This window comes from Marinobacter sp. UBA2688, from assembly GCF_002352785.1.
In the GTDB taxonomy this organism is placed as follows: domain Bacteria; phylum Pseudomonadota; class Gammaproteobacteria; order Pseudomonadales; family Oleiphilaceae; genus Marinobacter; species Marinobacter salarius.
Genome location: NZ_DELU01000010.1, coordinates 366,222 through 389,827, shown reverse-complemented (window position 1 = coordinate 389,827; position 23,606 = coordinate 366,222). Strand labels below are relative to the sequence as shown.

Below are 23,606 nucleotides of genomic sequence, written 5' to 3'. Positions count from 1 at the left end.
AACACGACATTCTGCAGGAAACTGACCGTGCAAACCCCCGATAATCCCCGAATCATCGTTGCCCTGGATTTCCCCTCCGATCAGCCCGCGTTGGCTATGGTTGATCAACTGGACCCTGCGAAGTGTCGCCTTAAAGTCGGCAAGGAGCTGTTTACCCGTTCAGGGCCGGCTCTGGTTCGTGACCTGCAGAACCGCGGCTTCGACGTTTTCCTGGATCTGAAGTTTCACGATATCCCGAACACAACGTCCGCAGCCGTAGCGGCCGCGGCGGATCTGGGTGTCTGGATGGTGAACGTACATGCCTCCGGCGGTGAGAAAATGATGACCGCTTGCCGCGACCGCCTGGAAAGCTTCGGCAAGGATCGGCCACTGCTGATTGCCGTTACTGTGCTGACCAGCATGGGGCCGGAGGATCTTGCCGGTATCGGTATCACGGATTCCCCGGAAGCCCAGGTATCCCGCCTGGCAACTCTGACCCGCAACTGCGGCCTGGACGGCGTCGTCTGCTCCGCACAGGAAGCGCCGGCGTTGAAAGCGGAGCAAGGCAAGGATTTCAAGTTGGTCACCCCGGGCATCCGTCCGCTGTCTGCCGACAAGGGCGACCAGCAACGCATCATGGCGCCTACAGATGCCCTCAAAGCCGGTTCCGACTACCTGGTCATCGGCCGTCCGATTACGCAGGCTGCTGATCCTCTGGCTGCGTTGGAGGCTATTCACTCTGAGGTGGTTGGCCTTTAACTTTGGTTCTTGGTCTGATTCTTTTCTAGCCTGATAGTATGGTGCTTCGGTGCGGTGGTGGCTCCCTCCCAAAAAACGCTTCTAGTACATCCATGTACGCTTGGGCTCCGCCATCCATGGCTCCGCACATTTTTGGGAGGGAGCCACCACCGCACCGGTTTGAACTTTCAGATATCGCTGTTAGGCGATTTTTATTGATAGCTGTGGTTATCGATGTTGGAGTTGTAAGCATAGGGTGCACTGGCGCAGCGTAATCTGTTTCGATAACTCCAGAGGCTGAATCAGGCGGGGTAGGACTTCCTTCCCGAAAATGTGCGGAGCCATGGATGGCGGAGCCCAAGCGCACACGGACGTGCTTGTAGCGTTTTTCGGGAAGGAAGTCCTACCTCGCCGTGGCACCGCTACTAGCCGGCTAGGGTGCACCATACCAACAGGCTAGGGCCAAACCTAAACCCAAAGAACCAAAACGAAAAAAGCCGCTAATCCAGAGGACTAGCGGCTTTTCGGAATAGTGGCTCCCCGAGCTGGGCTCGAACCAGCGACAAACGGATTAACAGTCCGTTGCTCTACCAACTGAGCTATCGGGGAACGTCGTCGTGTGACGAGGCGCGTATATTAAGGTTACCCCAACGCCTCGTCAACCCCTTGCCAGGATTTTTAGCCCAGCGCTTTCTGCAAACGCTCAATGGCCTGCTTCAGCGTATCCAGGCTAGTGGCGAAGCTCAGGCGCATATGGCCCGGTGCACCGAAAGCGGAGCCCGGCACCAGAGCCACGCCGGCTTCCTTCAACAGCTTCTCGGCAAACTCTACGTCGTTACTGACACCCGAGTCTGCGTCAATGGCCGCCTGGAAACTCGGGAAGACATAGAAGGTCCCGTCACCGTGCAGGCATTCAACGCCCGGCAGGGCATTCAGGGCTTCTACCAGGTAGTCGTGACGTTCTTTGAACGCCGTGACCATTTCCTGCACGCAGGCCTGAGGACCGTCCAGCGCTGCCGTTGCGGCCGCCTGGGAAATCGATGCCGGGTTGGACGTGCTTTGGGACTGGATCTTCTTCATCGCGCCGATGATTTTTGCCGGGCCAGCGGCGTAGCCGATGCGCCAGCCGGTCATCGAGTAGGCCTTGGACACGCCATTGAGCACGAAAGTGCGATCGTACAGCTCCGGCGTGGCGTTCAGGATGTTGCAGAACGGCTGACCGGTCCACAGGATCGGCTCGTACATGTCGTCTGTGGCGATCATGATCTGCGGGTGCTTCTTCAGCACTTCGCCAATGGCCTTCAGCTCGTCCAGGCTGTAAGCCATGCCACTCGGGTTGGACGGGCTGTTGATCACGAACAGGCGGGTGCGCTCGGTGATGGCGCTTTCCAGCTGCTCCGGGGTGATCTTGAATCGGGTGTCGGCGCTGGTTTCGATGATAACCGGTTTGCCTTCAGCCACCAGTACCATATCCGGGTAAGATACCCAGTACGGCGCTGGAATAATGGCTTCGTCGCCCTTGTTCAGTGTGGCCAGCGCGAGGTTGAAAAAGCTCTGCTTGCCACCACCACTTACCAGGATCTGGTTGGCTTCGTATTCCAGGCCGTTGTCCCGTTTGAACTTCGCAATGATCGCCTTTTTCAGAGCGGGCGTACCATCCACGGCCGTGTACTTGGTCTGGCCGTTGTTGATGGCTTCGATGGCCGCCTGTTTGATGTGATCCGGGGTATCGAAGTCCGGCTCGCCGGCACCCAGGCCAATAATGTCCTGGCCAGCAGCGCGTAGCTCCGCTGCCTTGTTGGTGACTGCGAGGGTGGGAGAGGGCTTGATTGCCTGTACTCGGCTGGAAAGTTGAAGGTCCAAACTTGCGCTCCTTAAAGCTGCGTCTGATAGGGCTCCGGCGGCGTCGGGGTAGTGGTTTCCACCATGTTCAGGCCGCCTTTGACGATTCAGATGGTATCATGAAGCCCGCGTGACGATAAGTTTCTCTGCAGATTGCACCTTTTGATATTCGCGGTGCAATGCGTTGCCCAGATCACTTTTGATTGAACGAAGGATGTCTCCAGACTATGGCCACTTCAGAAACCGGCGCGCTCATGAAAGACGGCGCCTTCAAGGTGGATTCCCCGTTTCAGCCAGCTGGGGATCAGCCCAAAGCCATTGATGGGCTGGTGGACGGTATCCACTCCGGCCTGGCACACCAGACGCTGTTGGGTGTGACCGGCTCGGGCAAGACCTTTACCATTGCCAACGTCATTCAGCAGGTGCAGCGGCCGACCATCATCATGGCCCACAACAAAACCCTGGCGGCCCAGTTGTACGGCGAGTTTCGTGAGTTCTTCCCGGACAACGCGGTGGAGTATTTCGTTTCCTATTACGACTACTACCAGCCCGAAGCCTATGTACCATCGTCCGATACGTTCATCGAAAAAGACGCCTCCATCAACGAACATATAGAGCAGATGCGTCTGTCGGCGACCAAGGCCCTGCTGGAGCGGCCGGATGCCATCATCGTTGCCACCGTATCCTCCATTTACGGCCTGGGTGATCCCCAGTCCTACCTGAAAATGATGTTGCACCTGGACCGGGGTGACCAGATCGACCAGCGTCACATCCTCCGGCGCCTCGCCGAGCTGCAGTACACCCGCAACGATGTCGAATTCCACCGGGCGAATTATCGGGTGCGGGGAGATGTGATCGATGTGTTTCCGGCAGAATCCGAGAAAGAAGCCATCCGCATTGAGTTGTTCGATGACGAGGTGGAAAACCTCAGTTACTTTGATCCCTTGACCGGTGAGGTTCTCCGGCGGGTGCCCCGTGTCACCATTTATCCGAAATCCCACTATGTCACGCCAAGACAGAAAGTGCTGGATGCCGTTGAGCGCATTAAGGTCGAGCTGGATGAGCGCCTGCAGCAATTAAGGGACAACAACCGCCTGGTGGAAGCGCAGCGTCTGGAAGAGCGCACCCGCTACGACATCGAAATGATGTTGGAGCTGGGCTACTGCAACGGCATCGAGAACTACTCCCGGTACTTGTCTGGTCGCCAGCCGGGCGAGGCGCCTCCGACGCTGTTCGATTATCTGCCAGCCAATGCGATGCTGGTGGTGGACGAATCCCACGTCACCATTCCCCAGATCGGCGCCATGTACAAGGGCGACCGGTCCCGTAAGGAAACTCTCGTGGAGTACGGCTTCCGACTGCCTTCTGCGCTGGATAACCGGCCCATGCGCTTTGATGAATGGGAGCGGATTGCACCGCAGATGCTGTTTGTCTCCGCCACCCCCGGCAACTACGAAGCCGAGCATGCAGGGCAGGTGGTTGAACAGGTGGTGCGGCCAACCGGCCTGCTGGACCCGGAAATCGAAGTTCGCCCGGCCTCTACCCAGGTGGACGATCTGCTCTCGGAAATCCGCTTGCGCACTGACGTCAACGAGCGGGTTCTGGTGACCACGCTCACCAAGCGTATGGCCGAAGATCTGACAGACTTCCTGATGGAGCATGATATCCGTGTGCGTTACCTGCATTCGGACATCGATACCGTAGAGCGTGTTGAGATCATCCGTGACCTGCGCCGAGGCGAGTTTGACGTACTGGTAGGCATCAACCTGCTGCGGGAAGGTCTGGATATGCCAGAAGTATCGTTGGTGGCTATCCTGGATGCCGACAAGGAAGGTTTCCTGCGTTCGGAACGTTCGCTGATCCAGACCATTGGGCGGGCTGCGCGTAACCTCCATGGCAAGGCGATTCTCTATGGCGATCGGATCACCGGTTCCATGCAGCGGGCGATCGACGAAACCGAACGCCGCCGAACGAAGCAGGCGGCCCATAACGAGGAGCATGGCATCACGCCGCAGGGTCTGAACAAGAAGATCGCGGATATCATGGAAGGCGCCGGTGGTGGCGGTGGTCGCGGTCGCCGTAAGGCCGAGCGTCCGGGCGAGAAGGCTGCCGAGGAGGCAGAGAAGTACCGTGCCAAGGCGGGTAACCGCTCTCCGGAAGAGGTTCTCAAGGAGATCACCCGACTGGAGGACGATATGTACAAGGCCGCTGCGGATCTCGACTTCGAGACGGCTGCCAGGTTACGGGATGATATTTCCGAGCTTAAAGAGGCTGCCTTGCGGACTGGCTAACGCCTTGGTCCTATTATGACCGCTGCCTGCAACGGTTGGTTCTTGCCGTAACGGGACATGCGGTCGAACACCCGGCGGTCTACCGGCAGGTATTGCTTGTCAGCGACGGTCTCACCAACGTCCGTGTCAATTTCCGGGTCGTGCAGGTATACAAACTGATCATCCATCGCACACACCGTCACCCAGTGGGGCACGCGGCTGCGATTCAGTTGCCAGGTGCTGATCAGGATCACCGGCACGCGGCCATCGTGGAGTGCAGCCTCCATACCATCCAGGGTGAGCGGGTCGTGATGGAGTTCGATGCCGGTCTGGCCGATGTCGTAGAGAAAGCCTTCGTGCACCAGCTCCAGAACCCGCTTTTTGTCGTCGTTGCGAACCGTATCCTTGAATAGGGCGCCTTCTTTGCTGATGTAGGCGCTGGCGTGGAACCCGCGGTGCCAGGCCGCCAGTGCCAGGCCGTGGGGGCCGCAGCCGCCGTGGCCGGCGAGCATAAAGATGGTGGTGGCCTCACGCCAGAGTTTCAGTTCTTCCAGGGTGGTCATTGGCTGCTGTTCATCCAGGGTCGCCATGGCCATGATCAGGGCTGCCGGGCCGCAGGAGAATTCTGTGGTCTGGGGGTAATAGGGTACCGCCGGAAATTCCCGCGAAGGTTCGTAGAACAGGATGCGACGCTCGAAGCGCAGCGCGGTGCCGTGGTCTTCGTAGTAGTCCCGATAGGTGCCGAACTGGCGATAGCCCAGGCGTTGGTAGAGCCGTATCGCCGGGGAATTGTCTTCCCGCACTTCGAGTCTCATCACAATGCGGCCGGCGTCGACCGCCGCAGCTTCTGCCTCACGCACCAATTGCTCGCCGATATTGCGGCCGCGTTCGGCTGGCGACACCGCGATGGAATAGATTCGCGCCAGCCGGGTGGCCGCGCTCATCAACACCAGGCAGTAGCCCACAAGTTCGTCGCCGGCCAACGCGATAATCAGGCGATCCCGCGGCATATCCAGGAAGCGCCGGAAGCTGCGCCGTGAGATCCGGTCTTCAGCGAAGCAGCGGTTCTCCAGCTTTACCAGTGCGTCCAGGTCATCGCTTGTGGCGTGACGAAAAGCGAGTGATGTCATAGGGAAAGAACTCTGGATAACTCAAATGTGGCGACTTCGCCGGATTCAGCTTTGACGGCTATTATGAGTGAGTGCTGACGTTGCCGATAGCATGCAATCATGCGTAAAAGCACGCATTTCGTGCTAATTGTAGGCTAAAGCGTTCCGGCGTATTGTTGCGAGATTGTACAGGCACCGTCGACGCATGGTGGGCCTGTGTTCCCCAAGCTTCCGGCACTGCCTTCATGGAGGAATGCCACTGATGTCACGATTGTTGATTGTTGTTGACCGCGCCAAGGACTGGGCACCGTATTACCCCAGTGAAGACGTGCTGACTTTTGATCAGTATCTACAGTTTTCCGCGCCCACTTCCAGTCGGGTGCGGGTGATCAACCTGTGCCAGAGCGCCCGGTACCTCAGTCGTGGCTATTACTGTTCACTGCTGGCTGAGGCTCGTGGCCATCATGTGGTGCCGTCTGTGATGACGCTCAACGACCTCAGCCGCAAAGGGCTGTTCTCGCTGCAGTTGGATGAACTGGATGCGAGCGTGATCAATTGGCTTGAGGAAGCCGGGGCTGAGATCGAGCCCGCCGGTGACAATAACCACGCCACGCGGGAAGTACGTGTCCGCACGTACTTCGGGCAGGCGGAACATGGGGATTTGAAGCCGGTTGCACGCGCGTTGTTTGATCGTTTCCCGTGCCCGGTTCTGGACGTGGTGTTCCGCCGTGGCAAAACCTGGCAGATAGCGTCCATGAAGCCAGGCTGTCCCGCCGACCTGAAAGGGAAAGAACAGGATGCCTTCGCGGCGGCGTTTGACCGTTTCAGTAGCATGGTCTGGCGCAAGCCCCGTACCCGCCGTCGTTATCGGTTTGATCTTGCGATGCTGGTCAACGAGGACGAGGAAATGCCTCCCAGCGACAAAGAGGCGCTGGAGAAATTCGAGAAGGCTGGCCGTAAGCTGGGGATTAACGTGGAGCAGATCGGCCGCCGTGATTATATGCGGCTGCCGGAATACGACGGCCTGTTTATTCGCGAGACTACTGCCATCGATCATCACACCTATCGTTTCGCCCGCAAGGCCGAGGCCGAGGGCATGGTGGTGATCGACGACCCGGTGTCGATCCTGCGTTGTACCAACAAGGTCTATCTGGCGGATCTGTTGAAGAACAACAAGATCCCGACACCAAAAACCCTGATTCTGTCGAAGGATCAGAAAGACAGTGCTGAACAGGTGATTCGTGATCTGGGCTTTCCTGCTGTTATCAAGATTCCTGACGGCGCCTTTTCACGGGGAGTCACCAAGGCGGAGGATGAAAAAACGCTGCGGGCGGGCCTGAAAGAGCTGTTCAAACAGTCGGCACTGGTACTGGCCCAGGAGTACCTTTACACCGATTATGACTGGCGTATCGGGGTGCTTGGCGGCCGGGCCATCTATGCCTGTAAATACTACATGGTGGAGGGACACTGGCAGATCTACCAGCACGGTGGCGCGGAAGTGGACAGCGGTGGTTTCGATACCATGCCGACGTACGAGGTGCCCCGGAACGTCATCCAGGCAGCGCTCAACGCCACACGTCTGATCGGCAATGGCCTTTACGGTGTGGACATCAAACAGTCTGGTAACCGAGTGGCAGTCATTGAGGTAAACGACAACCCCAGCATTGATGCCGGGGTTGAGGATCGCTTCCTGGGAGGGGAGTTATACACCCTGATCATGCAGGAGTTCCTGTCCCGCATGGAGGAAAAGCGGCGTCGCTAGACGCCCTTTCAGTTCTCGGTATGGGCGTGCCATATCCTGAGGCTGCCGAACCACGCGTAGCGGCCCAGGTCCTCGCTGATCTGACGGGCGTCGGGAAGTGCCTCAGACTCAGGAATCTCCATAAACAGTTCCATATGGACCCGGTTGCGGAGGTAATGCAGCCGTAGCCGGTTGTTGGACGGCAGGTTTTCTATGTGTTGGTGAAGTACCTCGCGGATTTCCGCTCGAGCGGGCAGTTGCTCGGAGGTCTGGGGATGGATTTCGTCGTTCTCGGCATCAATGTGGAAATTGATGTCGAGAATGTTGTCCAGGGCATTGCGCATGGCTTTTACCACCTGCATTCCTATCTGATGCCCTTCGGAGACACTGATCTCCGGCGACACCACAAGGTGCACATCCAGCAGGATGTCATGCCCCATGCGTCGGCTGCGAAGTTCATGCACGTTGCGCACGCCGTCGGTCTTACTGGCGATGTATTTCAGTGCTTCGGTATCTTCCGGGGACAGGCCTGTATCGACGAGTTCTTTCACGCTGTCGCGGGTGAAGCGCCAACCGATGTGAATGATGATCCCGGAGATAATCACTGCCGCGAGAATGTCCAGCCACAGATAGCCCAGCATGGCGCCGATGGTCGAGAAGAGCACCACCACGGAGGAGAGAGCATCAGTGCGGCTGTGCCAAGCATTGGCGATGATCAGGTCCGAACGGATCGCTATGCCAACCCGGCGTGTGTAGCGATAGATCCATTCCTTGCTGGCAATGGAGATGACGGCTGCCACCAACACCGGCCATTCGGGAATGTTCACAGCGCCGCCATCAAGCAGTCGCAGGGTGTTATCCCAGGCCAGGGCCGCGCCAACGGCAATGAGGATGCTGCCGAGCACCATGGTGCCCATGGTTTCTATGCGTTGGTGGCCATAAGGATGGTCCTGGTCTGGCGCTTGACGGGACACCCGCATGACGCCCAGTACGACCAGGTCCGATGCGACATCCGTAAAGGAATGAATGCCATCCACCAACAGCGCCTGGGAATGAAACAGCGTTCCGGCGATGACCTTGAGAGTGCCCAGTACACCATCCAGTAGCATTCCGATAACGGTTACACGCGATGCTGCCCTGCGCTCCTGGGGGAGTCCCTTGTGTTCTTGGGAGGAAAAGGTCTGCTGGTCCGTCATTGAGGTTCTCCGTGGGCCTGATCGTCAGTATAACGAACCTGCCACTGTATGTTTTATGCACATGGGCGGAATCGCTGAATGACGTAACATTCTGTGACTGAACTGCCTGCCGTGACAGAAAAGGCTCCGTAACTATCTGATATTTATAAATAAATAAACTGATCAAAAAATGATCAATCTGTAGGCTGGCGCGAATATCAAGGGTTCGGCCGCGTTGCCCCGCGATTTTCAACAGGGTTATCCACAGATTCCGTGGAAAAGGTCACAAGAGCTTAACGCTACAGACATTTAGCCGTCATATTTAAGGTGTAGGGCGATGCTGTGGAAAACTTCCGGTATACTCCGCATCGTTCTCGATCAGGGAGATTGTGTATGTATGGCATTATGCGCGAACTGCTGTTCCGGCTGCCACCGGAGACTGCTCATAACCTGACGTTGTCGGGGCTCGATATGGCAGGAAAGCTCGGGTTGCTCCAGGCGCTCGTCAGCAAGCCGGAGCCGCTGCCAACCAAGGTGATGGGCCTGGAGTTTCCCAATCCCGTTGGGCTGGCTGCAGGGCTCGACAAGAACGCTGATCATCTGGATGCCCTGGGCGCATTGGGATTTGGGTTTATCGAAGTAGGCACTGTCACGCCTCTGGCTCAGCCCGGCAACCCGAAGCCGAGAATGTTCCGGCTCCCTGAGCACAGCGCCATTATCAATCGGATGGGTTTTAACAATCATGGCCTTGAGCACCTGCTGGATCAGGTGGACAAGCGTCGTTACGCCGGCGTACTGGGTATCAATGTCGGCAAGAACAAGGCCACACCCAACGAGGAATCCGAGTCAGATTATCGCAAAGGTATCGCGGCGGTGTATTCCGGCGCTGACTACATCACGGTGAACGTATCATCCCCCAATACGCCCGGTCTGCGGGATCTTCAGTTTGGCGACTCTCTAAAGGGCCTGATGCACGCCATCAAGGAGGAGCAGGCACGTTGTGAGAAGGAACATGGGCGCTACGTGCCGTTGGCGGTGAAGATCGCCCCGGATATGGACGACGACGGAGTGCGCTTTGTGGCCAACGCTCTGAAAGAGTCGGGGCTGGACGGTGTCATAGCCACCAATACCACCATCAGCCGCGAGGCCGTTGCCGGGCATCGGTACGCGGAAGAAGCTGGGGGGCTCAGCGGGGCGCCGGTAAAGGCGTCTTCCACCCGGATGATTCAGGCTCTGTATGCGGAACTGGGAGAGTCGTTACCGATTATCGGGGTAGGCGGCATTACCGACGGTGACAGCGCGGCTGAGAAAATTCGTGCCGGCGCAAAGTTAGTGCAGATTTATACCGGTTTTATCTATCGCGGTCCGGCGCTGATCCGGGAGTCGGTCGACGCGATTCGGCGTCTGACTTGATGCGGTGGTGAGAACGGTGTGCCATGAGGTGTGCCAGGAAGTGAGGCCAGAAATAAAGTGGGCCCGCTTAGCGGGCCCGTGCGGGGAATAAACCCCGTGGCGTTTCATCGCATGGTACGGGTCGGGAGGACCCGTTTGGGTTGCTCTGGGTACTGCGCCAAATTGTGTGTTGTTGAAAGATCAGATTAAAGATTCGGGGTGCTGACAAACAACGTTATGCCGTTACGTTTGCCAGTCTGTGGATGCCGGATACGCCGGTCATGCCCTCCCATTGATCTGTGCGGCCTTCTCGCCACCCGTTGAGCCATTCCTGGCGAACTTCCGGCTGTTCCAACGGGCAACTGTCTTTTGCTTTACCGGACACGCCGGCCAGGTAACCCCGTTTGAATGCACGAGCGTACATATCTCTTTTCTGTCTTTTCATGCCGTTCCTCACTGATGGATTAACAGAACAAGCGTGTACACATCTGCCGTGGCCGAGACTTGGGGCAACCCTTCCGGGGTAACCCACTATTGTCAGGTATGGCCAGAGCAGTCAGGATCCTGTTAACAGAGAGCCCTTTGTTGGCTCCCCGGAACGACGCGTCACCTACAAGGTAAGACTAAGCCAGCGCCCTTGTACACTATTTATTTCATCTATATGAAGCTTCTCTTATAGTTGTGTGACATAACAAGCCAGTGAAAACCTCGGAAAATGCGCTAATCCCACGACCTTAGCCATCGTAGAAACGACTCAGGAGTCGAACGTGTCAGACCTTAACTTTTTCGTAACCTGCCCCAAGGGCCTGGAGTATTTGCTGGAGGACGAACTGCGTACCTTCGGCATGGACCCGGTCCGGAACGCACCGGCAGGTGTCTGGGCCAACGGCACCCTTGAAAGTGGCTATCGTGCCTGCCTGTGGTCGAGGCTCGCAAACCGGGTCATCCTTCATCTGGCGGACGTGGATGCCACCTCCGGTGACCAGATGCTGGGGGGGGTGACGGATCTGGAGTGGCAGCAGCATATTCCGATGAATGGCAGTTTCCGCGTCAACTTTGTGGGTCAGAACGAAGCCATCCGAAACACGCAATATGGTGCCCAGCGAGTCAAGGATGGCATTGTGGACCGTCTGCGCAGTGCCAGTGGACAGCGGCCTTCCGTGGACGCCAAAAACCCGGATGTAACGGTATCCGCACGCCTGAATCGCGGCAAACTGTCGGTAGGCATCGACCTGAGCGGCGACAGCCTCCATAAGCGGGGCTATCGCACGGAAAAGGGGGCAGCGCCACTGAAGGAAAATCTGGCGGCGGCTCTGCTGACGAGGTGCGGTTGGCCGGAGCTGGCGAAAGCCGGCGGCGATTTCATCGACCCTATGTGTGGTTCCGGCACGCTGGTGATTGAGGCTGCCATGATGGCTCTGGATCTGGCGCCCGGCCGCAAGCGCGAACGTTTCGGTTTTGAGCGTTGGCTGGGCCACCAGCCGGACCTGTGGTTGTCACTGCGCCAGGAAGCCGAGAAGCGCGCCTATACAGGCAAGCAGGGCATTGAGGGGCGCGTTCCTGCCTTCCTGGGCTTTGACCAGGATCGAGGGGTGATACAAACCGCAGGGAACAACCTGCAACGGGCTGGCCTGGAAGGCATCGTAACCATCAAGCAGCAAGGAGTTGACCAGTTCAGCCGCGAAGAGGCCTGGGCCGAGACTGGCCTGGTGTTGGTTAACCCTCCCTACGGCGAGCGCCTGAGCGAACGCAAGGAGCTGGGCGGTCTTTATCGCAGCCTGGGTGAAGCCGTTAAGGAAGCGTTGCCGGGCTGGCGGTTTGGCGTATTCACCGGTGCGCCCGAGTACGGCAAATCCATAGGCCTTCGCAGCTACAAGCAGTACCGTCTCTACAACGGCAAGTTGCCGGCGCAGTTGCTGTTGTTCAACGTGGATGACGCCAGCGCCATGACACCGCGGGAGCCCGATGTACCTGGCGAGGTGACGCCTCGCATCGCCAATGAAGAGCGCGCTGCGATGCTGCGCAATCGCCTGAAGAAAAATATGAAGACCGTCGGCCAGTGGGCCCGCAAGCAGGGTATCGGCTGTTACCGCCTGTATGACGCCGATATGCCCGAGTTTGCACTCGCTATTGATGTCTACGAGGGTCGTGTCCACGTTCAGGAGTACGCTGCTCCCAAGTCAGTCGACGAGCGTTCCGCACGGGAACGGTTGGCCGAGGCTCTGGCGGTGATTCCCGACGCCATCGGTGTCGAGCGGGAAGACATGGTCTGCAAGCAACGACAGCGGCAGACAGGTACCAGCCAGTACGAAAAGCAGGCAGCCAGCGGAGAGTTTTTCAACGTTCACGAACATGGTTGTGTTCTGAAGGTGAACCTCAAGGATTATCTGGATACGGGCCTGTTCCTGGACCATCGACCAGTACGCAACTGGATTCAGCAGAATGCTGCGGGCAAGCGGTTCCTGAATCTTTTCTGTTATACCGGAGCGGCCACCGTGCACGCAGCGGTCGGCGGCGCGACCCGTTCACTGAGCCTGGACATGTCGAAAACCTATGTGAACTGGGCTCAGGAGAATCTCGCGCTTAACGGTGCGGATGCATCCCATCACCGGGTGGAGCAGGCGGATTGCCTGGCGTGGCTGGCGGGCAAGCCAACCAGCGATCAGCGTTTTGACCTGATTTTTATGGACCCGCCCACCTTCTCGAATTCCGCCCGCATGGCCGGGGTACTGGATATTCAGAAAGACCATGGCAGGTTGATACGCCAGGCGATGCAGCGGTTGACCTCAGAGGGCCTGCTGATTTTCTCGACCAACTTCCGGCGCTTCAAGCTGGATGAGAGCCTGGAAGAGGAGTTCGCCATTGAAGAAGTGACCCGGGATACCCTGGACCGGGATTTTCAGCGCAATGCCCGAATTCACCGGTGCTGGCAGGTCAGAACTCGTATTTAAAACCGGTTGAGAACTGGAAGGTGTTCGCGCCGGTTTCGGTGTCTTCAAATAACCGGCCACCTTCCAGGACGATGAAACCGTTATCGATAACCTCGAAATCCAGGCCAAGCAGCCAACTCACGCTGAAGGAACTGTCCGGATATTCGTCCGCGATTGAGGCGTAGGGCGAGTCATCGTCAGGATCGGCTTCCCGGGCCTTGCCCAGCGGAGTCAGAGTGGCAACCCCCTGGACGTGGGAAAACCCGAACTGGGCATAGGCGTTGGCGTAATCGGTGATCGGGTAATGGCCGCCGATGTACCAACTGGCGAAGTACTCGATGTCCAATTCCAGTTCGTTGTCGATTTCGGCGGTGGTGGTACCCGCACCTGCGCGGATCTCCACGTGAAAATACTCGGAAATATGCGTTCCAAGCACCATGGATCCTGTGGTTGACCAGGCTGTTTCGAGGGTGTTCTGGCCTACAGACCGGTGGTTGAGTCCGGTGGCCAGAATGCCGACGTAGGTCATGCCTTCGCGGGGAACTTTATCCTGTGCGCTGGCCATGACCGGTGTGAGCAATGCTGCGGAAAGCGTGGCGGCCGTGAAGAGGTGTCGCAACAGCGTGTTCATTGTTATTGGGCTTCCTGGCGTTGTCGGATTCCGACAGATTCTGCCTTCTGTAACTGTTTGTTACGTCGACACAAGTCACAGTTCGCATTGCCAGCGACGTTGTAGGATGGGGTTCAGTCGAAGAAGCCTTCCTCACGTGCAATCAATAACAGTGCATAGACCCCGTTTTCGGGCAGTTGAGGTTCCAGGCCTTCGTCGGACAGCAGTTGCCTGCGTCGGTCGTCCAGCGCTTCCCGGGGCAGGGACGTGACCAGTTCTTCCATGCCCGCGATTTCGAAGGGCGCGTCCATGGCGACGGCGGTGAAGATCAGATCCACCAGGATTTCGTCCGGGTCCATGCCGTCCACGTAAACCGTCTGGTCGGGCAGGTCCTGATGAAGCTCCTGGGCCAGTTCGATCAGGGGTACGCCCTGTTCTTCCAGGTAGAGCAGGTCGATATCGCCCAGGTCGGCGTCTTCCGGTATCCATTCGTCGGCCGGGGCGATGACGACGGTTTTCATCTGACCGTCTTCCAGTGACCAGGCCATGGCCACGGGGAACAGAACGTCGTCGGTCTGGCAGTATTCGATATCAAGAAAACGCGGTGCGGGCAAGGTACACTCTCCGGGTAGCCGGGCTGCGCGGGCAGCCGTTTTGTACGGATATGACGTCGGGCGCCATCATGCCATACTGGCGCCGCAATTATCAGTTTATCAGGGACATCATGGAACACGCTGAATTTAACACCAATCTGCTCGAATTTCTGAACGCATCACCGACCCCCTGGCACGCTGTAGCCAGTATGAAGCATCGTCTTGATCAGGCGGGTTTCAGGGCCCTGGATGAGAAAGAAGACTGGGAACTGGAAGCGGGGCAGGGCTATTACGCCATCCGTAACGGCTCATCCATCGTGGCGTTCCGCACTGGTCGCCGCGACCCCGAGGAAGCCGGTATTCGTATGGTGGGTGCCCACACCGACAGCCCCTGTCTGAAGGTGAAACCCAACCCGGAACTGCGCCGCAAGGGGTTTTTCCAGTTGGGTGTGGAAGTGTACGGCGGCGTGTTGCTGAATCCCTGGTTTGATCGTGACCTGTCCCTGGCGGGTCGGGTCACTTACGTGGATGAGTCCGGGTCGGTGAAAGACACACTGATCGATTTTCGCAAGGCCGTGGCGTATATACCCAGCCTCGCCATTCATCTGGACCGGGAAGCCAACAGCAATCGCACGGTTAATCCACAAACCGATCTTCCGCCGGTATTGATGCAAGTGCCGGAGGACGACACCACCCGCTTCACCGATCTGCTGACCGACCAATTGGCCACGGAGGCCCCGGGTGTCCGCGTTCGTAAAATTCTGGGCTATGAGCTTGGCTTCTACGACGCCCAGCCAGCATCGCTGGTGGGGCTGCGCGAGGACTTCATTGCATCGGCACGGCTGGATAACCTGCTGAGCTGTTACATAGGGCTGCAGGCTTTGATCGAATCTTCCGGAGACGAACCGGCGCTGCTGGTATGCAACGACCACGAGGAAGTGGGCAGCATGTCGGCGGAAGGGGCTCAGGGGCCGTTCCTGTCAGCGGTTCTGGATCGTTGGTGCGGTAAGGGTCGGGCGCGCGCGATTGCCCGCTCGATGATGATCTCGGCGGACAACGCTCATGGTATCCACCCCAACTACATGGACAGGCACGACGAGAACCACGGCCCGCTTCTGAACCAGGGGCCAGTGATCAAGGTCAACCATAACCAGCGTTACGCCACCAATAGCCGCTCAGCAGCGTTGTACCGCCACATCAGTGATGAGCTTGACCTGCCATATCAAACTTTTGTGGTGCGCAGTGACATGGGGTGTGGAAGCACGATTGGCCCGCTCACCGCCGGTAATCTTGGGGTGACAACGCTGGATATCGGTGTGCCACAGTTTGGCATGCACTCAATCCGGGAAATGGCAGGAACCAGAGATGGGGTGACGTTGTTTCGGGTGCTGCGGGAGTTCATGCAGCGAGAGGAGGTGCTGTAAATGGCTCCCCGAGCTGGGCTCGAACCAGCGACAAACGGATTAACAGTCCGTTGCTCTACCAACTGAGCTATCGGGGAACAAAGTCGGAATGGCGCGCATAATAGGGACTTTGCCCGGCGGCGTCAACCCCATGAATTGAAAGGTTAAATTTTGTACGACCACAATCTGTATTACAAGCCACCCCTGTGGTTGCGCAATGGCCACGTCCAGTCTGTCTGGCCGACTCTGTTTCGCAAGGTTTCACTGACAAAGCCGGTCAGGGAATCGCTGCCAACAGAGGACGATGACGAGTTACATCTGGATTGGTATCGCCAGGGGAACGACCGGTTGGCGGTGTTATCCCACGGCCTGGAAGGGCACAGTCAGCGTCCTTACATGCAGGGATTGGCGCGCGCGCTGTTGAACGACGGTTGGGATGTATTGGCCTGGAACTTTCGTTCGTGCGGCGGTGTGATGAACCACCAGCCCCGCTTTTACCACAGCGGCGCAACCGGCGACCTGGACAGGGTCGTGCAGCATGGACTTGCTCAGGGATATGGAAAAGTGATGCTCTCGGGCTTCAGCATGGGCGGTAACCTCACTCTGCTATACCTCGGGCAGAAGTCAGAGCAGGTGGATAGCCGTATCTGCGGCGCTATCACCTACTCCGTACCCTGTGACCTGGCCGGCAGTGCCGATACGCTGGCCCGGCCCAGCCGGCGTATCTACATGCAACGTTTTCTGCGTGACCTTCACGCGAAGATGGAAGAGAAGTCGAAACGATTCCCGGGGCTGATCGATATTACCGGGTTCGAAAAGATTCGCAGTTTCCATGAGTTTGATGACCGCTACACCGCCCCGTTACACGGTTTCCGAGATGCCAGGGACTATTGGGAAAACTGTTCTGCCTTGTGGACTTTAAAGGACATCCGTGTGCCGGCGCTGATGGTTAACGCTGCCGATGACCCGTTCCTGTCCCGGCAATGTTTTCCGGAATCCCGTGCGCAACTGGGCGCTTACGTGAGGCTGGAAGCGCCCCGCTGGGGCGGCCATGTCGGCTTTGTTGAGCACGTTCAGGATGGCTATTACTGGTCGGAGCGGCGGGCTGTGGCGCATGCCCGCACGCTGGTGGCTTAAAGCAGGGCTATTCCCTGAGCATGGGTTCCAGTACTGGCCAGATGTTATCGAGCAACTGACCCTGCGCTTCTGCCGTTGGATGAATGCTATCGCCCTGCATCATGCCTTCCTGGTCATAGATACCTTCCAGGAAAAAGGGGAGTAGTTCGGTCTCGTACTGGTCAGCAAGTTCGGGGTAAATGTCCGCGAAGGCGCGGGTATATCGCTGACCGTAATTGGGCGGAATCTGCATGCCCACCAGCAGGGTTTCGGCGCCCGCCTCCTTTACCTGCTCAATCATCCGGGCCAGGTTCTGGCGGATAACGTTGGGCGGAAATCCCCGCAAGCCATCGTTACCACCGAGCTCGATGACAACAACGGCGGGTTCGTTCTTATCCAGAAGATCCGGCAGGCGGCGCAGACCGCCGTCGGTGGTTTCGCCGCTGATGCTGGCGTTCACCACCTGCCAGTGGTCCAGGCCCTCGCCCTCGAGCCGTTCCTGAAGCAGAGCCACCCAGGATTCCCCGGTTTGCACGCCGTAGGCTGCGCTGAGGCTGTCGCCAACGATCATCAGTGTGCTCTGGCTGGCCTGAGCCTGGGCACCAACACACATTAAAGCGAGAAAAACTATTGATCTCAGGCGTAAAAATACCGTATGCATAGAGGTCCTGTGTTCAAGACAACCGTTGTGGAGAGCTCGTGAGCGACTTAAGTGATCACAAACCGGATAATGTTAGCCCCATGCTGAAAGTCAGTAACCTGACGCACAAGGTCAGCCTGGAGACAGATACGTTGACGATCTTGCAGGGGGTCAGCCTGGAAATCAACCGGGGTGAATCCGTCGCCATTGTCGGGCGCTCCGGCTCCGGGAAAACCACGTTGTTGGGGCTGTTGGCCGGATTGGATACCCCATCTGATGGCACCGTTGAACTTGATGGTTCGGTGATCAGCAAGCTCAGTGAGGATGAACGCGCGAAACTCCGGTCCCGCCGTGTTGGCTTCGTGTTCCAGTCATTCCAGTTATTGCCGGCCCTAACCGCGCTGGAGAACGTTATGCTGCCACTGGAGCTGGGCGGTTTCGATTCTCCGAAAGCCAAAGCAAAGGAGTTACTGGAACGGGTCGGGCTTGGCGAACGGCTCTCTCACACCCCGAGGCAGCTTTCCGGTGGCGAACAGCAGCGGGTGGCCATTGCTCGCGCCTTTGCCTCCGAGCCGGCCATCCTGTTTGCCGACGAACCCACGGGCAATCTCGACAACCGCACTGGCGCTGACGTATCCGACCTGTTGATGACCCTGAATCGGGAGCAGGGCACAACATTGGTCATGGTGACCCACGACGAACGGCTTGCCGCCCGCTGTGGCCGACAATTCAATATTGAGGCCGGTGTATTGACCGAGCCCTCGACGGCCCCTCAGCCAGAAGCGGTGAACTGATGGCGGCTTCCAAGAAACTCATGTCGGTCAAACGTGACTGGCGCGAACGGGATGTTCGTGTGGTGCTCTCGGCGCTGATCATCGCGGTTGCCACGGTAGCAACCATTGCCTTGTTCGCCAGCCAGTTGCAGCGCACCCTGGTGTCGTCAGCCAGCTCTTTTCTTGCCGCGGATCGCCAACTGGAAGCGGAAAACGGCCGGCCGATTCCTGAGGGGTGGATGCAGGAAGCCGAGCAAAGAGGGCTGGAAACGGCCCGTATGGTCGAATTCTCCACGATGGTCTTTGGTGCCGGGAATTTCCAGCTGGTGTCGGTCAAGGCGGTGAACAACGAATACCCGCTGCGGGGCGAAGTGGAATACCAGGAGGGTGCGGAGGCACCGAGGCAAACGGTTGCTCATGGCCCTGCGCCGGGCGAGGTCTGGATCAACCCGCGTTTGCTGCGGCTCCTGGAGCTTGAACTGGGAGACACCCTGGAGGTTGGTAATCAGGGGCTGATCATTTCTGGCCTGCTGGTGCGTGAGCCGGACGGCGGCTTCAATATGTCCGCTCTGGCGCCGCGGGTAATGATGCACGTGGATGACGTTGGCGCCACCGGTGTGATTCAGGAGGGCAGTCGGGTTGAATACGTGTACCTGTTTGCCGGTGAAGAAGCGCTGCTCGACGATTACTACGGTTGGCTGCAGCCACGTCTGGAGCCCAGCCACGAGTGGGAGGGTGTGCGCGACGGCGAGACCTTCTCCCGCTCACTGGAGCGGGCTGAGCGTTTTCTGTTGCTGGGTGGCAGCCTGGCGGTGATGTTGGCGGCGGTCGCCGTGGCGGTCGCCAGCCGTCAGTACGCGTTATCGCAACGGGATACCGTCGCGCTGTTGAAAACCCTGGGGGTTCGCAGCCAGGGAATTGGCCGCCTGTACCTGCGTCGATTGGCTCTGTGGGGTATTGTTGGTGCTGTTGGCGGCCTGTTGGTGGCCTTACCCCTGTATTGGCTGCTGTCCAGCGTGTTGGGGGATGTGCTGGAGCGGCAGATAGACTACCAGATTGATCCCAATGCGTTGGCGCCGGCGTTGTTGACAGCGCTGGTGTCGCTGTTTGCCTTTGCGTATCCGCCCATCCGAAGGCTGCGGAATGTACCGGCGATGCGGGTATTGCGAAGCCAGCCCGGCGAATCCGGCCGCGAAGCGATTCCCGACCTGGTGATTGCAGTCGTCGCAATCTTTGGCTTGGTATGGATGTACGCCAGGGAAGTGTCCCTGGTGTTGTCCCTGCTTGGCGGGCTTGCCTTGCTGCTCGGTACTCTGGGCCTGCTTGGGTGGTTGATGGTCACTACACTGCGTCGCATCAGTGGTGGTGGGAACGCCTGGAGGCTGGCACTTGTGGGTCTGTACCGGCATCGCCGAGCCAGCCTGTCCCAGATTGCGGTCTTCGCCATGACGTTGATGCTGGCGGCTACGCTGATCCTTGTCAGAACGTCCCTGCTGGACGACTGGCAGTCGCAATTGCCTGAAGACACGCCCAATCACTTCCTGATCAACATCGCCCCGGAGGCGGTGGATGAGGTGGATGCATTCTGGGCCGAACGCGGGCACCCACTGGAGAAGCTGTATCCCATGGTCCGTGGCCGGCTTACCGAGTTGAATGGGAAGCCGGTGAAGGAAGCCGTGACCAAGGATGAGCGGGTCGGTGCCCTTAACCGCGAGTTAAACCTGACCTGGATGGAAGAATTGCCGGAGGACAACGGCATTGTTGCTGGCCAATGGTTCACGAACGGGCAGACCGACGGTGTCTCCATTGAAGCGGAGCTGGCTGGAAAGCTCGGTGTTGAGGTGGGGGATGAGCTTGGCTTCACCATTGGCTCAGAGAAGATCACGGAAACCGTGACCAGTGTTCGTACGGTCCAGTGGGACAGCATGAAACCCAATTTCTACATGGCGTTTCCTCCGGGAGGTGGGCTGGAAGACATGCCCGCCACGTGGATTACGGCGTTCTATCTGCCGGCGGACCTGAAATCCCAGCTCAACGATTTTTCACGCCGGTTTCCCACGGTTTCCGTACTTGAAATCGACCATGTGATTGAGCGTATTCAGGAAATCGTACGGCAGGTTACCCAGGCTATCGAAGCGATATTGGCGTTGATCCTGGCCGCCGCTCTGGTTGTGATGGCTGCGGTAGTCAGTGCCACCATGCAGGATCGGCAACGGGAAGGTGCGCTGCTGCGGACTCTGGGCGGCCGACAGACACTGCTGGTAAGGAGTACCATGCTGGAATTCGCGTTGCTGGGATTCTTTGCCGGTATTCTCGGCGTTGCGGCTGCGGAAGGCGCCGTCTGGGCGTTGCAGTTCCGCATGTTTGAAGGCGAGTTCCGTTGGCACTGGCAGACCATACTGCCCATCCCACTGTTCAGTGCCCTGGTGTTGGCGCTGTTCGGTCGCTGGCAACTGAAGCCCGTATTGAGCGTATCGCCGATGCTCCTGCTCAGGCGACTTGAATAACAGAGGCGATTCGGGAGTTAACGGTAGTTGGAGAGAATTTCATCCAGTGTGCCGTTCTCCCGGAGGGCTTGGAGTTCCCGGTTAAACGCGTTGGCGAAAGGTGCCCACTCCTTCCGGAGCATCAGTCGGAAACCGTATTCGCTGAGCTTGGTCGAGGTAGTGGTGAACTCCTTCTGGAGCCCCTCGTTCCGCAGGATCCATTTGCCAACCAGACGATCTGCGATCGCGGCGTCGAGATCTTCGCCATGGAGAACGTAAAGGAACATGTCCCGGTCCTTGGAGACGTCAAAGCGCCTGATGTCTCCTGACTCAAAGTACGGTTCCAATGCGGGGTAATGGTAACCGAGGTGGGTTACCAGGGTTTTCGAAAGCAGATCCTCAGGCACTTCAAACTGAAACGCTGAGTCTTTCGGCACAAACAGGACTTCTTCAATATTCACCACGGGGTCTGTGAAGACAAAATCCTCGGGGTTGTCAGTCCATTCCTTCGCCCGGGTGGTGCCGTCTATGTAGCCGTCCATCAGCATCTGATCGACCCGTTTGCGGGGAATTTTTTCGGCGACAACGCGATAATCCAACTGCTCAGCCACCAGGACAACCACGTCCCACATGATGCCGGACTGTTGGTCGCCTTCTGTAATCAGGTAAGGAGGGTAGCCATTCGGCGAGACGTTAAATCGGAATACGCGCTCTGCGTCCTGTGAGGGAGCTTCCTCGTTAGCGAATGCAGTTGCGCCGCAGAGGGACGTAAACAGGAGTGCCAGTGACGCAAAAGAGATCAGGATGTGCCGACTGGATGAGTCTTTGCGCATAGATGCGAGGCTCTGTTTCAAGGAGATATTCTAATCCGGCTACATCCCTGCCAGCTACTGCGGAATTGTCACTGTTTATCCTGTCAATTTCAATGACATGATTTGAATGTTTTTGTAGCGTTGAGTGTCGGCCTGTATTCCCTGAAGGGCCTGAAACACGCGGCCTGAGCCGGGTGCCGGGCGTTACCCGATCAGGCCCAGGCGCGCTTCAGAACCGCGCGAGCATCTTCGAGGCTAACCTCTTTCGGATTGAACATCATGGCGCCGTCGTCCATGGCCATTTCGGCGATGGTATCAAGCTGGTGTTCCTCAACGCTGCCTGTTTCCTTGAGAGTGCGGGGCAGTTTGCAGCGTTTGTGGAGCTCGTCTCGCAGCTTGCGCAGGGCTGATATGCTGGCTTCCGCGCGGCGGCTGGCCGGTGTGGCGGAATAGACATCAGGCCCCTCGAGGTAGAGCAGTAACTCGCCCAGCGGTGCCCGGATCGACTCGAGGTTGTACTCCAGTACGTAAGGCAGGTACAGGCTCATGCACAAACCATGGGGCAGATGGCAGATGGCGCCGGTGGCGTGCCCGAGGGCGTGAACCAGTCCCACCATGGAGTTCGAGAAGGCGATCCCGGCCATGGTCGAGGCCTGCGCCAGCTCCAGTCGGCCATCGCTGTCCTTCGGGTTATCCATGACCTGCAACAGCGAGGTGCTGATCTTTTTAACCGCCGCTGTGGCATAGGCATCACTAAGCGGGTTCTTGGCCATGCAGGTAAAGGCTTCCGTGGCATGGGTCATGGCGTCCATGGCGGTGGCAGCCGTGATGTGGGGAGGCAGTGTCAGTGTCATCCTGGGGTCGATCACGGCCGCATTGGGCAGCAGGAATGACGAAGTGAAGGGGAGTTTCACTGATTTGGTTGTGTCAGTGATGACGGCTACCGACGTTACCTCCGAGCCTGTACCGGCGGTGGTAGGAACCACCAGGAACGGTTTCAGGGGATGTTTGATCACCCCCGCGCCACTGTAGGCGGCGATGTCATCTCCGCCTTCTGACACCAGAATGTTCACGGCCTTGGCGGTATCGATGGCAGAGCCACCACCCACCGCAATGATGGAGTCGCATTTCTCGCTACGATAGATGCCAGCAATGTCCCTGACCACGTCGGTGGACGAATCCGGCGGTACATCGTCGTAGATGCTGATAATTTCCAGCCCGCTTTCCTCGCAGGCCGCGACTACCGGGTCCAGAAGGCCGGCGGCCCTGACACCCTTGTCGGTTACGATCATCGGGCGCTTGGCGGCGAGGCCGGTGAGCTCGTAAGGAATATGCTCAAGAGCCGCTTTGCCGGCGATGACTTTGACCGGGCAGAAAAACTCGTAATATTGGTTCGTCATTATGCTCTTACCGTCTCGACAAAATGGGTTGCAACCTTGAGGTAGATACGGGCTGCGCTGAGGAATTTCTCAGGCAGGTGAAGGTTTGAGGGGTATTCCTTTACCGCACGTTTCGCCACCAGCTTGGGCAGGATGAAGGTTTCAAGCCGATTGAGGACGCGGGTCATGCGAATGGCATAACTGATATCGCCATCCACCAGCATGCGGTCATTGGCGAACGCCACCGAGGTTTTCTCCTGGAACGAGAGCACCAGGAAGGCGTGAGCGATGTGCTTGAACTGAATGGACAGGTCCACCGGGCGAGGTGCGGAGTCCCCATGGTAATGAAAGCGGCCATTCCCGGTGTGTTCAACAATGAGTCGCGACCCGTCTGGCATCACCATCATTTCAAACAGGAAGCCATCGGGCAGGGCCCGGGCTTCCTTTTGCACCGCGGAATCAATTTCACTGACAGCCTGGAGCGCGCGCCCCATCACCTGGAACATCAGCTCCACATAAAGCCGCCGGGCCTGGAACACCATCGGCTGGATACGTTTCGCAAGCATGGCAATCGTCCGATTGTTGTTTAAGTACATCGATTTTTAGAGTTATTGCTCT

General features: G+C 58.0%; 19 protein-coding genes and 2 tRNA genes. 9 read left to right on the top strand and 12 right to left on the bottom strand.

Annotated features, from left to right (window positions below):
• The first annotated feature begins 27 nt into the window (after window positions 1-27).
• Entirely contained in the window at window positions 28-738 is a 711-nt protein-coding gene (gene pyrF / locus B3M52_RS06530) for an orotidine-5'-phosphate decarboxylase (RefSeq protein WP_075196910.1), read from the top strand.
• Between the two features lie 512 nt (window positions 739-1,250).
• Here the strand turns inward: pyrF and B3M52_RS06525 are convergent.
• Window positions 1,251-1,326: transfer RNA gene (locus B3M52_RS06525), tRNA-Asn, on the bottom strand.
• 69 nt (window positions 1,327-1,395) lie between these two features.
• Window positions 1,396-2,580: a pyridoxal phosphate-dependent aminotransferase gene (locus tag B3M52_RS06520; RefSeq protein WP_075196909.1), complete on the bottom strand. Its 1,185-nt coding sequence runs from the start codon at window positions 2,578-2,580 to the stop codon at window positions 1,396-1,398.
• Between the two features lie 233 nt (window positions 2,581-2,813).
• Here B3M52_RS06520 and uvrB point away from each other — a divergent pair, with 233 nt between their 5' ends.
• Window positions 2,814-4,850, top strand: a complete 2,037-nt coding sequence (uvrB, locus tag B3M52_RS06515; protein WP_227517948.1) for an excinuclease ABC subunit UvrB — start codon at window positions 2,814-2,816, stop codon at window positions 4,848-4,850.
• Here uvrB and B3M52_RS06510 read toward each other — a convergent pair.
• Complete coding sequence (locus B3M52_RS06510) at window positions 4,847-5,959, bottom strand: GNAT family N-acetyltransferase/peptidase C39 family protein (RefSeq protein WP_075196908.1); 1,113 nt, start codon at window positions 5,957-5,959, stop codon at window positions 4,847-4,849. The genes uvrB and B3M52_RS06510 overlap by 4 nt on opposite strands.
• Before the next feature lie 241 nt (window positions 5,960-6,200).
• On the opposite strand from B3M52_RS06510, the gene B3M52_RS06505 reads away from it, so the two are divergent.
• Window positions 6,201-7,700 (top strand): RimK family protein, encoded by a 1,500-nt coding sequence (locus B3M52_RS06505; RefSeq protein ID WP_041333093.1) that lies wholly within the window; start codon window positions 6,201-6,203, stop codon window positions 7,698-7,700.
• A gap of 8 nt (window positions 7,701-7,708) precedes the next feature.
• Here the strand turns inward: B3M52_RS06505 and B3M52_RS06500 are convergent, their stop codons facing one another.
• Window positions 7,709-8,875 (bottom strand): cation diffusion facilitator family transporter, encoded by a 1,167-nt coding sequence (locus B3M52_RS06500; RefSeq protein WP_075196907.1) that lies wholly within the window; start codon window positions 8,873-8,875, stop codon window positions 7,709-7,711.
• A gap of 372 nt (window positions 8,876-9,247) precedes the next feature.
• On the opposite strand from B3M52_RS06500, the gene B3M52_RS06495 reads away from it, so the two are divergent.
• On the top strand, window positions 9,248-10,267 hold the full coding sequence (locus B3M52_RS06495; RefSeq protein WP_075196906.1) for a quinone-dependent dihydroorotate dehydrogenase: 1,020 nt from the start codon (window positions 9,248-9,250) through the stop codon (window positions 10,265-10,267).
• 214 nt (window positions 10,268-10,481) lie between these two features.
• On the opposite strand, the gene rmf is transcribed toward B3M52_RS06495, so the two are convergent.
• Window positions 10,482-10,691 (bottom strand): ribosome modulation factor, encoded by a 210-nt coding sequence (gene rmf, locus B3M52_RS06490; RefSeq protein ID WP_040474610.1) that lies wholly within the window; start codon window positions 10,689-10,691, stop codon window positions 10,482-10,484.
• A 322-nt stretch (window positions 10,692-11,013) separates the two neighbouring features.
• Here rmf and rlmKL point away from each other — a divergent pair, with 322 nt between their 5' ends.
• Window positions 11,014-13,197: a bifunctional 23S rRNA (guanine(2069)-N(7))-methyltransferase RlmK/23S rRNA (guanine(2445)-N(2))-methyltransferase RlmL gene (gene rlmKL, locus B3M52_RS06485; RefSeq protein ID WP_075196905.1), complete on the top strand. Its 2,184-nt coding sequence runs from the start codon at window positions 11,014-11,016 to the stop codon at window positions 13,195-13,197.
• Here the strand turns inward: rlmKL and B3M52_RS06480 are convergent.
• Together B3M52_RS06480 and B3M52_RS06475 are read right to left on the bottom strand one after the other, a co-directional pair.
• The gene (locus tag B3M52_RS06480) at window positions 13,181-13,807 is read right to left on the bottom strand and encodes an outer membrane beta-barrel protein (RefSeq protein WP_075196904.1); all 627 of its coding nucleotides are present in this window, start codon (window positions 13,805-13,807) and stop codon (window positions 13,181-13,183) included. The two genes, rlmKL and B3M52_RS06480, sit on opposite strands and share 17 nt — an antisense overlap.
• A 113-nt stretch (window positions 13,808-13,920) precedes the next feature.
• On the bottom strand, window positions 13,921-14,400 hold the full coding sequence (locus tag B3M52_RS06475) for a hypothetical protein (RefSeq protein WP_036208396.1): 480 nt from the start codon (window positions 14,398-14,400) through the stop codon (window positions 13,921-13,923).
• A gap of 110 nt (window positions 14,401-14,510) precedes the next feature.
• Between B3M52_RS06475 and B3M52_RS06470 the strand changes: the two genes are divergently transcribed.
• A complete protein-coding gene (locus tag B3M52_RS06470; protein ID WP_075196937.1) occupies window positions 14,511-15,803 on the top strand; it encodes a M18 family aminopeptidase in 1,293 nt (430 codons plus the stop codon).
• A gap of 1 nt (window position 15,804) precedes the next feature.
• Here B3M52_RS06470 and B3M52_RS06465 read toward each other — a convergent pair.
• A tRNA-Asn gene (locus B3M52_RS06465) sits at window positions 15,805-15,880 on the bottom strand.
• Window positions 15,881-15,953: 73 nt separating this feature from the next.
• Between B3M52_RS06465 and B3M52_RS06460 the strand changes: the two genes are divergently transcribed.
• Complete coding sequence (locus B3M52_RS06460) at window positions 15,954-16,919, top strand: YheT family hydrolase (RefSeq protein WP_075196903.1); 966 nt, start codon at window positions 15,954-15,956, stop codon at window positions 16,917-16,919.
• Between the two features lie 7 nt (window positions 16,920-16,926).
• Here the strand turns inward: B3M52_RS06460 and B3M52_RS06455 are convergent, their stop codons facing one another.
• Window positions 16,927-17,559, bottom strand: coding sequence for an arylesterase (locus tag B3M52_RS06455; RefSeq protein ID WP_041333102.1), 633 nt, complete (start codon window positions 17,557-17,559; stop codon window positions 16,927-16,929).
• Between the two features lie 80 nt (window positions 17,560-17,639).
• On the opposite strand from B3M52_RS06455, the gene B3M52_RS06450 reads away from it, so the two are divergent.
• A complete protein-coding gene (locus B3M52_RS06450) occupies window positions 17,640-18,332 on the top strand; it encodes an ABC transporter ATP-binding protein (RefSeq protein ID WP_082040509.1) in 693 nt (230 codons plus the stop codon).
• Complete coding sequence (locus tag B3M52_RS06445) at window positions 18,332-20,818, top strand: ABC transporter permease (RefSeq protein WP_075196902.1); 2,487 nt, start codon at window positions 18,332-18,334, stop codon at window positions 20,816-20,818. Before B3M52_RS06450 ends, B3M52_RS06445 begins: the two co-directional genes overlap by 1 nt.
• A 17-nt stretch (window positions 20,819-20,835) precedes the next feature.
• Here B3M52_RS06445 and B3M52_RS06440 read toward each other — a convergent pair whose 3' ends face one another.
• From B3M52_RS06440 to B3M52_RS06430, 3 genes are all read right to left on the bottom strand, one after another.
• Entirely contained in the window at window positions 20,836-21,630 is a 795-nt protein-coding gene (locus B3M52_RS06440; protein ID WP_075196901.1) for a substrate-binding periplasmic protein, read from the bottom strand.
• 191 nt (window positions 21,631-21,821) lie between these two features.
• A complete protein-coding gene (locus B3M52_RS06435) occupies window positions 21,822-23,009 on the bottom strand; it encodes an iron-containing alcohol dehydrogenase (RefSeq protein WP_041333110.1) in 1,188 nt (395 codons plus the stop codon).
• A complete protein-coding gene (locus tag B3M52_RS06430) occupies window positions 23,009-23,554 on the bottom strand; it encodes a hypothetical protein (protein ID WP_075196900.1) in 546 nt (181 codons plus the stop codon). The genes B3M52_RS06435 and B3M52_RS06430 overlap by 1 nt, the downstream gene beginning before the upstream one ends.
• Window positions 23,555-23,606 lie beyond the last annotated feature (52 nt).